This window comes from Nitrosospira multiformis (genome assembly GCF_900111585.1).
In the GTDB taxonomy this organism is placed as follows: domain Bacteria; phylum Pseudomonadota; class Gammaproteobacteria; order Burkholderiales; family Nitrosomonadaceae; genus Nitrosospira; species Nitrosospira multiformis_B.
Map to the genome: position 1 here is coordinate 256861 of NZ_FOHI01000004.1, position 15214 is coordinate 272074.

The 15214-nt window shown below is 52.5% G+C and carries 19 protein-coding genes; 13 read left to right on the forward strand and 6 right to left on the reverse strand.

Features of this window, described 5'->3' with window-relative positions:
- Positions 1-58: 58 nt before the first annotated feature.
- The 9 genes from BMW46_RS08400 to BMW46_RS08435 all read left to right on the forward strand — a co-directional run bounded on the left by BMW46_RS08400 (position 59) and on the right by BMW46_RS08435 (position 6066).
- On the forward strand, positions 59-436 hold the full coding sequence (locus BMW46_RS08400; protein WP_074707150.1) for a hypothetical protein: 378 nt from the start codon (positions 59-61) through the stop codon (positions 434-436).
- A gap of 309 nt (positions 437-745) precedes the next feature.
- Positions 746-1510, forward strand: a complete 765-nt coding sequence (locus tag BMW46_RS08405; RefSeq protein ID WP_074707152.1) for a TatD family hydrolase — start codon at positions 746-748, stop codon at positions 1508-1510.
- A 3-nt stretch (positions 1511-1513) separates the two neighbouring features.
- Positions 1514-2164, forward strand: a complete 651-nt coding sequence (locus BMW46_RS08410) for an ankyrin repeat domain-containing protein (RefSeq protein ID WP_074707155.1) — start codon at positions 1514-1516, stop codon at positions 2162-2164.
- A gap of 3 nt (positions 2165-2167) precedes the next feature.
- A complete protein-coding gene (locus BMW46_RS08415) occupies positions 2168-2560 on the forward strand; it encodes a VOC family protein (protein ID WP_074707158.1) in 393 nt (130 codons plus the stop codon).
- A gap of 129 nt (positions 2561-2689) precedes the next feature.
- Complete coding sequence (locus BMW46_RS08420) at positions 2690-3433, forward strand: SDR family oxidoreductase (RefSeq protein WP_074707160.1); 744 nt, start codon at positions 2690-2692, stop codon at positions 3431-3433.
- Between the two features lie 93 nt (positions 3434-3526).
- The gene (locus tag BMW46_RS15800; RefSeq protein WP_256377008.1) at positions 3527-3736 is read left to right on the forward strand and encodes a DUF1269 domain-containing protein; all 210 of its coding nucleotides are present in this window, start codon (positions 3527-3529) and stop codon (positions 3734-3736) included.
- Between the two features lie 9 nt (positions 3737-3745).
- The gene (locus BMW46_RS15805) at positions 3746-4003 is read left to right on the forward strand and encodes a DUF1269 domain-containing protein (RefSeq protein ID WP_305728731.1); all 258 of its coding nucleotides are present in this window, start codon (positions 3746-3748) and stop codon (positions 4001-4003) included.
- 800 nt (positions 4004-4803) lie between these two features.
- A complete protein-coding gene (locus BMW46_RS08430; protein WP_256377009.1) occupies positions 4804-5592 on the forward strand; it encodes an MgtC/SapB family protein in 789 nt (262 codons plus the stop codon).
- Positions 5593-5664: 72 nt separating this feature from the next.
- Positions 5665-6066, forward strand: a complete 402-nt coding sequence (locus tag BMW46_RS08435; protein ID WP_074707163.1) for a VOC family protein — start codon at positions 5665-5667, stop codon at positions 6064-6066.
- Here BMW46_RS08435 and BMW46_RS08440 read toward each other — a convergent pair.
- Both BMW46_RS08440 and BMW46_RS08445 read right to left on the reverse strand, forming a co-directional pair.
- Complete coding sequence (locus BMW46_RS08440; protein WP_143121436.1) at positions 6053-6328, reverse strand: hypothetical protein; 276 nt, start codon at positions 6326-6328, stop codon at positions 6053-6055. The genes BMW46_RS08435 and BMW46_RS08440 overlap by 14 nt on opposite strands.
- Before the next feature lie 95 nt (positions 6329-6423).
- A complete protein-coding gene (locus BMW46_RS08445; RefSeq protein WP_074707168.1) occupies positions 6424-7410 on the reverse strand; it encodes an NAD(P)H-quinone oxidoreductase in 987 nt (328 codons plus the stop codon).
- Positions 7411-7514: 104 nt separating this feature from the next.
- Between BMW46_RS08445 and BMW46_RS08450 the strand changes: the two genes are divergently transcribed.
- Together BMW46_RS08450 and BMW46_RS08455 are read left to right on the forward strand one after the other, a co-directional pair.
- The gene (locus BMW46_RS08450) at positions 7515-8204 is read left to right on the forward strand and encodes a type 1 glutamine amidotransferase domain-containing protein (RefSeq protein WP_074707170.1); all 690 of its coding nucleotides are present in this window, start codon (positions 7515-7517) and stop codon (positions 8202-8204) included.
- Positions 8205-8305: 101 nt separating this feature from the next.
- Complete coding sequence (locus BMW46_RS08455) at positions 8306-8533, forward strand: hypothetical protein (protein ID WP_256377010.1); 228 nt, start codon at positions 8306-8308, stop codon at positions 8531-8533.
- A gap of 177 nt (positions 8534-8710) precedes the next feature.
- On the opposite strand, the gene BMW46_RS08460 is transcribed toward BMW46_RS08455, so the two are convergent.
- From BMW46_RS08460 to BMW46_RS08485, 4 genes are all read right to left on the reverse strand, one after another.
- Entirely contained in the window at positions 8711-10192 is a 1482-nt protein-coding gene (locus BMW46_RS08460) for a flavin-containing monooxygenase (RefSeq protein WP_074707173.1), read from the reverse strand.
- A gap of 551 nt (positions 10193-10743) precedes the next feature.
- On the reverse strand, positions 10744-11226 hold the full coding sequence (locus BMW46_RS08470; RefSeq protein WP_074707175.1) for a DUF1579 domain-containing protein: 483 nt from the start codon (positions 11224-11226) through the stop codon (positions 10744-10746).
- A 56-nt stretch (positions 11227-11282) separates the two neighbouring features.
- Entirely contained in the window at positions 11283-12008 is a 726-nt protein-coding gene (locus BMW46_RS08475; protein ID WP_074707178.1) for a glycosyltransferase, read from the reverse strand.
- A 539-nt stretch (positions 12009-12547) separates the two neighbouring features.
- A complete protein-coding gene (locus BMW46_RS08485) occupies positions 12548-12949 on the reverse strand; it encodes a DUF3579 domain-containing protein (protein ID WP_074707183.1) in 402 nt (133 codons plus the stop codon).
- A 225-nt stretch (positions 12950-13174) separates the two neighbouring features.
- Here BMW46_RS08485 and ada point away from each other — a divergent pair, with 225 nt between their 5' ends.
- Both ada and BMW46_RS08495 read left to right on the forward strand, forming a co-directional pair.
- Positions 13175-14272: a bifunctional DNA-binding transcriptional regulator/O6-methylguanine-DNA methyltransferase Ada gene (gene ada / locus BMW46_RS08490; protein WP_074707186.1), complete on the forward strand. Its 1098-nt coding sequence runs from the start codon at positions 13175-13177 to the stop codon at positions 14270-14272.
- A 351-nt stretch (positions 14273-14623) separates the two neighbouring features.
- Positions 14624-15046, forward strand: a complete 423-nt coding sequence (locus tag BMW46_RS08495) for a lytic transglycosylase domain-containing protein (RefSeq protein ID WP_074707188.1) — start codon at positions 14624-14626, stop codon at positions 15044-15046.
- Positions 15047-15214: the final 168 nt, after the last annotated feature.

Below are 15214 nucleotides of genomic sequence, written 5' to 3' on the forward strand. Positions count from 1 at the left end.
TGACACTAGAAATATACTAGTGAGATACTGGTAACATACTGATTGCGAGGAAACTAGTATGCCGCAGTTTCATGTCGACGATGATGTGGTTGCAGCCATATGGAAGTTGGCAAACCCGAAACCGTTTGAAAACCTATCCTTCAATACAGCACTACGCAGGGTAATTGCTGGCTTTGCACAAGTGGGAGAATATTCCAATAGGTCGATAGAGGGACCTGTTACTTATACGTCGCCTCGACGTGCTTCCACTCCCAGTGCGAAAGAGTGGGCAGCAAGTATTCGAGAATTAAAAGGTGTTGCAGATTTGAATTCCTGGAAATCCATTTGTGATCATCTGGAAATAAAAACAGCGGGAGATTCTGCACGGAGAAGGCTTCAAAAATGGGTTGAAAGCAATCGCCCGTTATGGCCGCAAGTACCGGATACGGGTAATTAGGGCTGTTAACAGGTCCTGGAATGAGAATGATGTCCCAAGGCCATCACGTCGTTCCCTGGTGACGTCATTTTTGCACCTGAATACTGCTGCTGAGGCGGGGTGAGAGTGATTCACCCACTGGCGGTGATTGGGGGCATTAATATACAGAGCCTACTATCGGGATTTTTTTCCCTGTGATATGTTCGATTACGCGACTATTTGGAATAGTAGCGATAATCAACTGACGCCCATAAGCCAGCATTCCTGGATCAGGGGAACAATTATTGTCGTAATCATTTCTTCCTTTCTCCTTTTTGACCTGGTTCCACTATGTTTGTCGATTCCCATTGTCATCTTGATTTTCCCGATCTCGCGAGCAGGCTGGATGAATTGCTGGCACGAATGCGGGAAAATGACGTGAGTCATGCACTCTGTGTGAGTGTCAATCTCCAGGACTTTCCCCGGGTCCGCACTCTTGCCGAGAACCATCCCAATTTATACGCCTCGGTCGGCGTCCATCCCGATTATGAGAATCTCGCCGAACCGCAGGCGGCACAATTGGCGTCTTTGGCTGATCATCCAAAGGTGGTGGCGATAGGCGAAACCGGACTGGATTATTTCCGCCTCAAGGGCGATCTCGAATGGCAGCGGGAGCGTTTCCGTCAGCATATCCGCGCCGCCCGGCAATGCTCGAAACCGCTCATCATCCACACGCGCGAAGCCGCTGCCGATACACTGAGAATCATGGCGGAGGAAGGTGCGGACAAGGTGGGGGGAGTCATGCATTGCTTTACGGAAAGCTGGGAAGTAGCGCGGCAGGCGATGGAAATGAATTTCTATATATCGTTTTCAGGCATTGTCACGTTCAAGAATGCCGTTGCGTTGAAGGATGTGGCCAGAAGAATCAGTCTGGACAGGGTATTGATAGAAACGGATTCACCCTATCTTGCTCCCGTGCCACATCGTGGCAAGACAAACGAACCCGCGTTTGTAAGAAACGTCGCGGAAGAAATAGCGGCACTGCGCAGCATCCCTATCGAAGAAGTCGGCAGGATCACGACCAATAACTTTTTCAACTTGTTCAAGGCGGCCTGAATTATGAGTTCATCCAGAAAATTACTTATGGCTGGTCTGGTGCTTGCTGCCAGTCTCTCTCAGCAGCCTTATGCAATGGGTGGAGTTTATGAAGATTTGCGCTGGGCGGCTGAAGACAATAATGCATCCGACATCAGCAAACTGCTCGCAAAGGGCGCTGATCCGAATACGCCCGATGAGCAGGGAAATACGCTTTTAATGTCCGCTGTCCGTCATAAAAATGCCGATCTTGTCGATCTGCTCGTTCAGGCCGGCGCCCGGCTCAACCTTCGCAACCGCTATGGCGAAACAGCCATCATGCTCGCAAGCCTGCACGGCCTGGAAGATATCGTCCGAAAACTGTACATCAAGGGAGCGGAAATCAACCATGAGGGATGGAACCCCCTGATTTATGCCGCAACAGGAGGTCACCCCCGGATCATCCAGCTCTTGCTGGAAGGAGGGGTACCCATCAATTCAACATCCGATAATGGAACGACTGCGCTTATGATGGCCGCGAGAGGTGGGCATGTTGAAGCCGCAAGAGTTCTTCTGAAAAACGGCGCTGACCCCAATCTAAGGAACGAATGGGACAAAACCGCGTTGCAGTGGGCATTGAGCAAAAACCACAGTAAAGTGGCGGAATTGCTGAAAGCAAGCGGAGCAAAGGAGTGAGCAGTGGGAGTCATCGCCTTCAATCACTATAATCTGCGTGCCCCACGAGAATTGCTTGATAGCCTCAAAGCTTTTTATTGCGATGTAGTGGGACTCGCGCAGGGTTTTCGCCCTCCATTCGACAGCTTTGGGTACTGGCTTTATGCCGGTGATAAATGCGTGCTTCATCTGAGTGAAACGGCCACGGATGAAGTGCGGCATACCCATATATCGACCACTTTCGATCATGCCGCATTCACCTGCACCGGACGCCTCGAAATGGAGGCACGGTTGAGGCAACGCGGCATCCTGTTCAGAAAAGGCCAGGTACCTGCACTGGGCATTACTCAGTTATTCTTTAAGGATCCCGCTGGAAATGGTATCGAGCTGAGCTTTGCCGATCAATCCGCAGAATAGATCCCGGAATTTTTCCCTGCAGTTTCAATTTGCGGAATAAGCCGGGAGACGAGAATCAAGCCATCGTTGCAAGAGGAAACAGAAGAAGAGGGAAGCGCAGCGTTCATCTGCAACTAATGAAAGAATGAAATGAACAAACCGTTACACAATAAAGTCGCTATCGTCACGGGTGCATCACGCGGTATCGGTGCCGAAATAGCGCGCACATTAGGAGGTGCGGGCGCAAACGTAGTCGTGAACTATACTAAAAACAGGGAAGCAGCCGAGGCAGTCTGCACCGCGATCCAGCAGGCAGGCGCAGAGGCAATTGCCATCAAGGCGGATGTCAGCAATTCAGCTGAAGTTTGCAGGCTCTTCGATGCCGCAATCGACCGTTTTCAGCGACTGGATATCCTCGTCAATAACGCAGGCGTCCTCCTCTCCAGAAAAATGTCTGACATCAGCGACGACGAGTTCGACCGCGTTCTGGATGTCAATGTGAAAGGCGTTTTTTATGCTCTGCGGGAAGCTGCCGTCCGGCTCGAGGATGGGGGCCGCGTGGTGAATTTATCCAGCACTGTTACACGGCTGATGCTTCCCAATTATGGCGCCTATGCGGCCAGCAAGGGTGCTGTCGAACAACTGACACGCGTCTTCGCAAGAGAAGCTGGAGACCGCGGTATCACTGCAAATATCGTTTCGCCAGGGCCGGTCAATACGGAAATGTTCACTACGGGAAAAAGCGAAGAAACGATAAAACGGATGGCAGCGATGTCTTTCCTGGGGCGCGTAGGAGAGCCGGAAGACATAGCGCGAGTTGTCCTCTTTCTGGTGAGCGAAGAGTCCGGTTGGGTTACCGGACAGAATATCGGCGCCAGTGGAGGCGCGGCATAAAATCTGTTTCGCTGGTCGGAGATCCGGCACTGCAAATTGATTCTTCCCGGGATCGACTCGGAAAACAGAAAAACTTTATGACAGGAGAAAAATATGTCTGAGTTGGTGGTAGTGGGTTTTAAAGATGCCGAAGAAGCCGATCGCGTTTTGTTTAGACTTGCCAAATTGAAAAAGGAACACCTGATAGATCTTGAGGATGCCGTTGTCGTCATTCGCGACGAGGCCGGCAGGGTCCACCTCAAGCAGAGCATTAATCTCAACGGAGCGACGACCGGCTTCATGCTCGCTTCCGGCAGCTTATAGGGAGGGCTGATCGGACTGCTGTTCATGCATCCGATTGCAGGCTTTGTATTGGGCGGTGCACTCGGCGTCGGGGCAGAGGCGCTGTCCGGTTCTCTCGCCGACTACGGCATCAACGATGATTTCATCAAGTCGTTGGGCGAAACCATCCCCGTCAACTCATCGGCGCTTTTCATTCTCGTGCGCCAGGCGCAACCGGAAAAGGTGGCCGGACTACGCTTCGTTAATCCACAAGAAGTGGCCTGGCGTGCTTTGTTTTCCGTTTTCTGAGACAACCCCTTCCCGATCCTTCCGTTCCCTGATTCTTCCACTCATCCATTCCCCGCCCACGGCGATTCCCTGCATCCCTCACTCTCTAACGAAAAATCCTCCCGCAGGTAGCGAGATGTGATACGCACTGTGTTTACCCGCAGCGCCCATAACGAAATAGCCAATCGATCGTCTATTGGGGATTTTGACAGTGCCCAGTTCACTAGCAGCAAATGGTTTAAACGGCTTCTGGCTAGTGACAAGAAAATGCGGAGGGCGAGCAGCCTTTCTCGACCGATGCTGCTCCCGGTTCTATAACAGCCCCTCGCACTTTTTTCATATTTCTCCCTCTGCCATCTTTCCCCGAAATCTTTCCCCGAACGGGCTTAATCATCCCTGTCATTTTCCCGTGCAGGACCCTGGTAGATCCACCAAGAGATCCACCAAGAGATCCACCAAGCGGCCATCACGCTCAATCCCCATCGATTTGACAAGACTTGTCCGCCTCATCGCTGCCCCCATTTACTGCGCACACAGTTACCTCAGTATATACCCCTCAATCATTCCCAATTTTGTATACCCCCCATTTTTTGACGATAAAGGAAATATACCCCCTATATTTAACCAATTATTTGAAATATACCCCTATATATCCTTTATATGGGGGATTTAAAGGTATATTTCAGCAGGAAAAAATTACATTCAATAATTAATAATTCATATGTTTACAATTATTTATTGATCTAATATATCAATATGGAACTTAATATCATAGATCACATGAATGTGGAACATTATTGGTAATCATGTTATGCATTAACGTGAAACATGCCCTGATGAGAGGGGGAGGGGTGGTTGAAGCGATTTCGGTTTACTATGAAGGGTTAAAAGGAGGAAGGATTCTGGAAGCTATAACGAACGCGAGCGATTCCGTCACGATTGCTATTCATCTTTTGGCGGCAGTTCTGTCGGGCGGCGCTATCGGTCTTGAGCGAAGCCTGCACGGGCACCCCGCCGGTTTCAGAACGCATGCACTGGTTTGCCTTGCATCCAGTCTGCTGATGCTGGTTACGCTCTATCAGTGGAAGTGGCTGCCGCCAAACATAACAATCGAGGCCGTGCGAATGGACCCCACCCGAATGGCGCAGGGCATCATGACGGGTATCGGTTTTCTTGGAGCCGGAGTTATTTTCAAGGAAGGCCTGAGTGTTCGCGGCCTGACCACTGCCGCTTCCATCTGGATTACAGCCGGTATCGGCATACTGATGGGTATAGGCTTTTTCCTTCCCGGTGTTTTGGGAACCCTGTTGACCCTCGGGATACTTTCGCTTTTCCGTCTGATCGAAGACCGCGTCCCGCGGCAGTCATACGCTCAGTATTACGTAAGCTTTGACCGCCATAAGGTGATGCCGGAAGATCAGGTTCGTGCCTTGGCGATCGACCATGGGTTTGAGATTGCAACGATGAGTTATCGTATTACCCGAGCGGGCTTGTTCGAGTACCGCATGGATGTCAGGACGACGAAGGTCGGCAGAGCTGCGGGGCTTGCAAAAGCACTGCAAAATATCGAATCTGTACGTGAGTTTCGTGTCTCGACCACAGGTACATAGCGTGCCATAAACGTTCCCTTGCGGGAGAGATTGAATTCGCTTTGAATCGTCAACCAACCGGAGGAGTTTCCCATGCAGCTGAACCCTTATCTCAATTTCAACGGCCAATGCGAGACCGCTTTCAAGTTCTATGAAAAATGTCTCGGAGGAAAGATCACCGCGATGCTCACCTTTGGAAGTTCACCCATGGCGGAACAAACGCCACCGGAATGGCATGACAAAATCATGCATGCGCGCCTGACAGTAGGCGAGGCTGTCCTGATGGCCTCGGACGCGTCACCGGAGCATTATGAAAAAACCAAAGGGATGTCGGTGGCCCTGAATACGGACAAACCGGAGGAAGCCGAACGCATATTTGCGGCATTGTCGGAAAATGGAGCCGTGCAGATGCCGATCCAGCCTACCTTCTGGGCTGCCCGGTTTGGCATGTTGATCGATCAGTTTGGCATACCGTGGATGATCAATTGTGAGTAAAGACGATGAATTTGGCCCAGTGCCATTCGTCCTGAACCCCTTCGGCAGGCTCGAAACGGCCTGCCGGGGTCGAAGATACTAAAGCGTTCGGACTGGCAAGGGGCGTGAGCGCAGTGCCGGGTGCCACCCCAGGCACAACGGGACCAGGAGTGGCAGGCACACCGGGCATCACCGATGTCACGGGGGAGGGAGCCGCAGCGGCGGTACTGGCCGCCCGAACTGCGGAATCGGACGCAATCAGCAATACCATCCGTGGTTTCACATGTGAGGATCAAGCGGAGATTCCTGTGCGTGCCGTTGGATGTCCAACTTTTGCACAAGCTTGACATGCCTTGTTTTCGCATTCCAAGACAGTTCTTAAATTGCTCCTGTCGTCAAAACGATTTTTCCGACATGGGCGCCTGATTCCATCAATACATGCGCTTCGGCAGCTTCCTCCATTCGGAACGTTTTGAATATTTGCGGTTTTATTTTTCCCTGATGCAATAACGGCCAGACCTGCTGCTCCAGTTCCTGCGCAATCTGAGCCTTTTCAGCCACCGTGCGAGATCGCAGGGTCGAGCCGGTGTGCGTCAGCCTTTTTGCCAGCATGGGCATCAGGTTCAGTTCCATGGCAGGGCCATTCTGGATACCGACCTGGAGAATACGGCCATTGAGCGCAGCTACCTTGTAGTTTCTCGCCACGTAGTCCCCGGCGACAATATCGAGAATGACATCGACTCCTTTGCCATCCGTAAACTTCCGGACTTCCTCGACGAAATCCTGCGTGCGGTAATTGATGGCAAAATCAGCGCCTAGAGCAACACATGCCCGGCATTTTTCCTCCGAGCCTGTTGTTGTCAGGACAAGAGCGCCGAAAGCCTTGGCCAGCATTGTGGCGGTGGTGCCGATGCCCGAAGTGCCACCATGAATGAGTACAGTCTCGCCCGATTTGAGCTTGCCACGCTGGAACAGGTTGGTCCAAACGGTAAAAAAGGTTTCCGGCAATGCCGCTGCCTCGATCATGTCAAGACCTGATGGTATCGGCAGGGCATTGCTTTCGTGCACGGCGCAATATTCAGCATAGCCACCGCCCGCCACAAGCGCGCAAACCTTTTCGCCCCGCCTGAATCGGATTGTGCCTTCGCCTGATTCCGCGATTTCCCCCGCGACTTCCAGGCCCGGGATTTCCGAGGTTCCCGGAGGGGGAGGGTAAAGCCCCCGTCGCTGCAGGATATCGGGCCGATTTACCCCGGCCGCTGCCACTTTGATCAGAATTTCACTGCGGCCAGGCTTGGGAACCGGATGGAATGCAGGCCTCAGCACTTCCGGCCCTCCCGGATGTTGTATTTCAATTGCGAGCATCGTGGGTCGACTGTCGAGTTTGAAAGCGATGCCAATACCTGCTATAGGTTAACTGTTCCAATTTTCCGTTGGTGTTTCGATGTTTTTCCACAAAGGAGATGAACATGAAAATTCTCATCGTTCTGACATCCCATGATCAACTTGGCGACACTGGAAAGAAGACCGGCTTCTGGCTGGAAGAATTCGTTGCTCCCTATTATGTATTCAAGGATGCAGGAGCGGAAATCACGCTGGCATCGCCCAAAGGCAATATGCCGCCGATCGATCCCAAAAGCGATCTCCCGGAAAATCAGACTCACCTGACGCGCCGCTTTCGGACAGACGGCGCCGCGCAGGCTGAGCTTGCCCATACGAAAGAGCTGACCTATATCTCGGCAGCCGACTACGATGCGGTCTTTTATCCCGGAGGGCATGGGCCGATGTGGGATATGCCGAACAACCGGATATCCATTTCACTGCTGGAGGATTTCATAGAAGCCGATAAACCGATTGCCGCAGTGTGTCATGCTCCCGCCGCATTGGTCAACGTGCGTGGAAAAGATGGGGAGTATCTGGTCAAAGGGATGCGCGTGACCGGTTTTTCAAATGCCGAGGAAGAAGCAGTCGGCTTGACCCCGGTTGTTCCGTTCCTGCTGGAAGACCGATTGAGGGAACGGGGCGCCATTTACAGCAAAGCGGACAACTGGACGCCCTACGTCAAGGTCGACGACAAGCTGATAACCGGCCAGAATCCCGCCTCTTCGCGGCCTGCGGCGGAAGAGCTGCTGCGGCTGCTCCATGTCGTCCCCGCCTAGAAGGCAGAATCTGCCGGACATCCATCGGTAGAAGTCTATCGAGGGGAGGCAGGAGAAGTACTCCCCCTGCCAATCAGGAAGCAAGATAAACAGGAAAGGAAATGCCGCGCGTGGACAAAAGTGAATGGTATTTTCAGATCGGCTATGTGGAAATATTGTATGCAGCAATGGTGGTCGGCATTGCGGTTGCGTTGTATTTCTTCCGCAAATCTGGCGAGGTTTCGGACTTGATCGCAGACAGGATGGAGGAAAGCGGCAAGCTGCTGGGTTTGCTGGGACTGGCGGTAGTGCTTTTCATGCTCAACAGGGTGCTCGGGGATCTGTGGTAGAGCGAGACCTTCGTCTCCGTTCGTCCTGAGCCCTTTGGCAAGTTTCGCAAGCTCAGGACATGCCTGTCCAAGGAGCGAACGGCGCATCTCCTTCTGTTGGCACTGAGTCACGCACACAGCCTCTTCATGATCGGCATATACGGCGGTGGACTGTCTTGGTGGCCAGTTCCGCAAGGCTTAACACATGACATAATCCTCGAATCGGGGTTCCCGAAGCTGCTTTGCATACTGAAAAGAGAATCCCGGATAAATTCCGATGATTTTCCCGGATTCTGTCTTGTACCAACTCCGGCACCCTGCAGCCCATACTGATGTCGATAACGTCTTTTGCAATTCCTCGTTATACCGATTCATGGCTTCCGGTTTCACTGAAAGAAAGCGCTTCCGCTGCCTAGCAACCTCCTGAATGCATTTCAGCGCATAGTTCACCTGGGCTTCTATAAAAAGGATCGCAGAGGTATGTCCTTGCCCCGTGTTAGGCCCCAGGAGTATGAAAAGGTTGGGGAAGCTAGCCACTGTGACTCCCTGATAAGCTTTGGGCTCACCCGCCCACGCCTCATTCAGGCGATAGCCCTGCAAACCCCGTATCTCTACCGACAGCATGTGTTTTACATTGAAGCCGGTTGCACAAATAATCACATCCACTTCACGTTTCTGCCCGTCTCGGGTGACGATACCGTTGCGATCGATTCGGTCGATAGGAGTATCGATCAGCTCCACATTGGAGCGCATGAGGGTAGGGTAGTAGTCGTTGGAAAGCAGGACACGCTTGCAGCCGAAGGGATAGCTGGGACGCAACGCTCCCCGCAGGCGCGGGTCGATTACCTGCCGCCTGAGATGCCATTCTGCAAGTCCACGTCCGATCCTTGCCATGAAACCGCTGGGATTAAAGGAAAGACGATTCATTTCATGAAGCCAATAGAGCAGAAAACGGTTGGTTTTGGCAATGGGCTTTAACCGAAACAGGGCTTTCTCCCATGGCGCGTAAACATGATTCAGCCTGGGTATGATCCAGTTTGGGGAACGCTGGCAGACATAAAGCCTTGCAGCAAGGGGAGCAATGCGGGGAACGATCTGTACCGCGCTTGCCGCTGTGCCGATGACCGCCACCCGTTTTCCATTGAGGGGGTAATCGTGATCCCACCGCGCAGAATGAAAAAGACGCCCTTCATAGGTATCCATACCCGGGATATCAGGATAGCGCGGCTCGCTCAACGGTCCCGCGCTGCAGATGAAGAAGCTTGCCTTCAGTTGCTCCCCATTTTCAAGCTGTAACAGCCACAACCCCTGCCCAGCATCAAAACTCGCGCTCGTCAGTGCTGCATTGAGCCTGATGTGAGGCAGGAGATCGAACTTCGTGGCAAATCGCACCAGATATTCCCGGATTTCAGGTTGTGGAGCATAGGCCTGAGACCAGTCGGGGTTGAGGTCGAAGGAGTACGAATAAAGGTGAGAACGGACGTCACACTCGGCTCCGGGATAGGTATTGTCCCACCACGTGCCTCCAATTCCCGCGGATTTCTCGATAATGAGAAATGAGGTGATGCCGGCTTTACGCAAGGCCCTGCCCATGCAGAGGCCCGAAACGCCAGTACCGAGAATTACAGCGCGATAAATTTCCGGGGCAGCTTGTTCAAGAACAGGATGTTCGTTCGACATTCGTCAGTTTCAGCAGCTAGAAAGCAAATTCACATTTAATGTCATTTATTAGATAAGTCCTTTAATGCTTTATTTATACATGACTTTAAAAAATCAATTCCTCTCTTCAGTCATTTTCGAGATGTCTATCGTAAGTGACATATTTCCCATCCCCCTTATCCTTCGTCTCACGCACATTGATAGGATAACTATCGGCAGCCCCTACAAAGAGCTGAATCAGCATGCGGTCAAATCGCTCCTACACTGCTTTGCGGAACAGGTCGATGCCGATAGTCATCTCCTCATGGCTATCCGGCGGCCGAGCCTTATAGGTGCCAGGTAACCGGTCCCGCCAGGGAAGATTGAATCCAAAGTTCGAGTTTGTTTCGTTGGGATACCAGGAGTGATGCACGCGGTGCACGTAACGGCAGGGAACAGGACATGCTGGAAATAAATAACAAGATCGAGGGCGAGAACAGCAAGCAGGACTTCGGTCCAGTCCGGTAACGAGAGGTTATTCAATAATCCTCAACCACGTGTTTCGCCCAGCCAGGGGTTGACGCACGCTATTCCTACTGTTTCCGCCGATAGTTTGCCGTCATGAATTGATGCCAGGTACCGTCGTCACCCAGCATATGCGAAGTCAACACCCTGTGATCATCGCTTTTGATCTCGATCACATCCCTGAATTTTCCCAGTTTCCCTTCAGCTGAAAAGCTTGGACCTTCCGTATTCAGCGTCAGGATCTTTTCCTCTTGATCGAGTGATCCTTGGTAGATCCACAGATGAGTCATCATCGATCCTATCCATGTTCCCACATATTGCTTTTTTTGCGGGTCGTAACCGAGAGTCATCAGAGTTGTCGCAGTACCCGTATCGCACATATCGCCGTGGCCTTCGCACTGTATCCAGACATCGCCTATCGAGCGCACGCTTTCCGAGCCGCTGAATTTCTCCGGTGGCTTGTCGGGGCCCATCATTGCCTCTACCTCAAAGGCCCATTCACCCACGAGTTTCTGCAACCACTGATGTTCCTTCCGGGGTTCAACCTTCATAAATCTCTCCTCGTTTATCCATGACTGTTCAACTTAACACGCCTGGCAGTGACAAGTCAGCGCCGCCCATCGTACCAGACTGACAGGTGCTTTTTGTCTTGCAGAGAGCGACGAGGGCTGAGCATGACTCGCGCAATCTGGCCAAAAATCTCTCCCGCGGAGTAGAGCTGCACCTTCCGCGGCGAGGATTCCAGAGGATGTTTCGTCAGGATCGGGAATTGCAGACCGCGTGTCCGTCCCCATTTTTTCAGCTTTTCGCTCAGAGTTATTTCATCAGCGGCATAAAGTTCCTGGTCGAAGCCGCCAACATTCCGGAATGCATCGGCGCGGCTGACGACAAGTGCGCCGGCCGCCCAGCGAAAGAGGACGGATGTTGCAGTCCAAAGTTGCAATACTCCACTGGCCCACCACGGCAGGTCCTGCATTTTGATGGCGCTCCCGCAGCCTACAATTCGGCCTTCCTCTATCAACCGCAGAATATCGCCAAGTAATCCGGAGTTCAAAATACTGTCGGCATCCACAAATAATAGCCAGTCCCCCGTAGCCACGGCAGCTCCGGTATTTCGCGCCCGGCCGATCTGGTTAACCGGCTCGAAAACGACCTGTGCGCCAGCTTGCCTCGCGAGCTCAGCCGTGTTATCCGTGGAATTGTTGTCGACTACAATTATTTCCGAGGTAAGGCCATGCTTTGCATTCGCCGCGAGCGATGCATGAACAGATTCAAGGCACGCTTCAATCAGAAGCTCTTCGTTAAAAGCGGGGATGACTATCGAAAGATGCATGAACAGACTCGATCTCATTTGTTGTGACTGAAACCACAATTATCGCGGAAAATATGCAGGGGAAACCAGATATCGACGATAGGTAAAACATAAGAGCTTATGCTACGTAGGGGTGATAGGCAGTGGAAACAAGGTTTTTTGAAAAACCGCCATCAGATATAGTGGCAGGTAAAATTGAAAAATAATGAAAGGGTTCTTGTGGTTGAAGCCGCAAGAGTATTGAATATTGGGAGGTAAGATGAGTGAATTTGCGATCCTGCAGTGGCTGATAGTATCCACACTCTTTTTCGTCGTTCCATTTTGGAAAATCTTCGGAAGAGCAGGGTTCAAACCGGCATTATCCTGGATTGCCTTGATCCCTGGGGGCATTCTGATTCTTCTATGGATTCTTGCGTTTGCCAAATGGCCGATCCTGAGGGGAACAGAAATAAAGAAGGAATAACCTTCCGTCCAACGTCCATCCCGCCCCCGTGTCGCGTCTCCTGCACGGTGCCAAGGTGTCCAAGGTGCCTTGGGCAGGTTTTACGTTTCATTGCGCCCTAAACCAAGCCTCCTCCGACAAATTGACAATATTCGAGCATGATGAGATTGTTATCGTGCGCGAAGCCCGTGACGAAATCCCAGGCTCGCTTCTCCAGGTCGCGCAGACGCAGATCGACGATCACGCAAATGACGCCGCAAATGATGGCGGGCCGCATGTGGGAAGAACAATGGAAACCAGGGCGTGCGGCGTGATGTGCACGGATTGGGGCTATCGCATCTGAGTCCAGTAACGCCGCGACACCGCATAATCGTTCGGCCCAGTCGCTTGGACGAAAGGTCGATCCATCGTGCCGCATGCCCTTGATCAACAGTTCTTTGACGGGTTCGATCGATCTGGCAAGTATTGCGGAGCGGTTCGTGCGCCCCACGGGAGGATCGTAACCCGCCGAGTACTTCATGTCGGCAAACTGCTCAGACGTTTCATCAGGGTCATTGTGCAGAATGGGATGACTCAGATATTCTACCTGCCACCTTAATCAAGACAGGTAACAAGACTGCTTGTTCAACCTGTACTGCAAAGCAGGATAATTAAATCATCGAATTCGAAAGCAAGACCCGGAGTGCGACGGGCTTGTGGCATTGGTAAATTGACGGTGGTTATCAATACATAAGCGAATGCGATCATGAGTTCGAATACATCAGTAAAAAAAGTACAGCTTGCCGATGCAACACTCAATGACCCGCGTTGGGCCACCATCAAGGCGCGCAGCACTGAAGGGGACGGCAAGTTTTATTATGGCGTACGGACCACTGGCGTTTACTGCCGTCCTTCCTGCGCAGCTCGTCCAGCACGGCCGGAGAATGTCAGTTTCTACGGGACGCGCGAAGAAGCCGAGCAGGTCGGTTTAAGGCCCTGCAAGCGCTGCCAGCCGGACCGGCCCACGTTGGCCGAACAATATACGACCAGGGTCACCCAGGCCTGCCGCATCATCGAGGGAACGGAGAATATTCCGACCCTCGACGTCCTTGCCAGGCAAGCGGGCATGAGCACCTATCACTTCCATCGCGTGTTCAAACAGGTGACCGGGTTGACGCCGAGACAATATGCCATTGTGCAACGCGAGAAAAAGGTGCGCGATGAACTGGGACGTGGCGGCTCAGTGACGGATGCCATTTTTGATGCGGGATATAGTTCCAATAGCCGTTTCTATGAAAAGTCGAACAAGATCCTGGGTATGACACCCACCCGTTATCGCGCTGGCGGCATCGATACGAAAATTCGCTTTGCCATCGGGGAATGCTCCCTGGGATCAATCCTTGTTGCGCAAAGCGACCGTGGCATCTGCGCGATTCTCCTGGGAGAGGATGCGGAAAAGCTAGTGCGCGACCTGCAGGACAGTTTTCCTCGTGCCAACCTGATCGGCGGGGATGCGGATTTTGAACAATTGGTGGCGCAGGTTGTCGGCTTTATCGAGGCGCCGGGTATCGGCCTGGATCTGCCACTTGATGTGCGCGGCACTTCGTTTCAGCAGCGGGTGTGGCAGGTCCTGTGCGAAATTCCCGTGGGGCAGAGCGTCAGCTACACCGATATTGCAAGACGCATCGGCTCGCCCCGGGCAGTCCGAGCAGTGGCACAGGCCTGCGCAGCCAATCGGCTCGCAGTGGCCATCCCTTGCCATCGGGTAGTGCGCAACGACGGTGCCTTGGCAGGTTACCGCTGGGGGGTGGAGCGCAAGCGTTCTCTTCTGGAAAAGGAAGCGGGGGAGGAGGTGCAGGCATGAACACCGAGGCACGGAAAGTATGGAAAACCATACCGGACAAGAGTATTGCCTGCCGCGTGCATGAACTCGATTGGAACCGGATAGGGAACGACTGGATGCGAGCGGTCTGCAGTCAGCGAAACTCTCCTTATGTCGGAGTGCAATGCACTGACCGCTCTTTACTCGAAGGATGAAGTTTTTGACAGCCATGTCGTGATGGCTCGGCACGGTTTCGGACAGGGGACGGGGAGAGTACAAGTATTTCCGCTATCCGCTTCCCGAAATCATTTTCGGATTTGCGCATTGCGGGCTATCCATGGCTGGTTCCAATCGCCGCTTTGATACTGCTGACGATGGGCTGCTGAGGTATGTATGGAAAATTGGGTCGATGATTTGAACGGACGCGGCGCCAAATATAAGCCACTGCTTGAAGCAGCGGAAAAGCGTTACGGAATACCGTCCGGCATGCTGGCGCGTCTGGCGTGGCAGGAGTCGCGTTTTCGGGAGGATATTGTTTCCGGGCGCACGGTATCGAGTGCCGGGGCAATGGGAATAATGCAAATCATGACGCGCTGGCATCCTGGCGTAGACCCGCTTAACCCGGCGGAAGCCATCGATTACGCGGGACAGTTTCTGGCCAGGTTGTATAAAAAATTTGGCACGTGGGAACTCGCGCTCAAAGCCTATAACTGGGGTGAAGGGAATTTGGCCAAGTGGTTGCGTGGAGAGAAACTAGAGCCGTTGGAAACCCGGTTGTATTCCGCGCAGATCTTGAATGATTTGGGGATGGCGTGATGGATAATAAGATGGGGAAAATATCATGGTGGGGGATTGTGGCTGCTGGCTTGAGGCGAGCATGTTCGTCAACGCATCATTCAGTCTCCCAACCCTGTATTGAATTTAACATAATATACATTATATGCAAAATCAAGAAAACAGAAATGATCGCGACTGCCATCATTT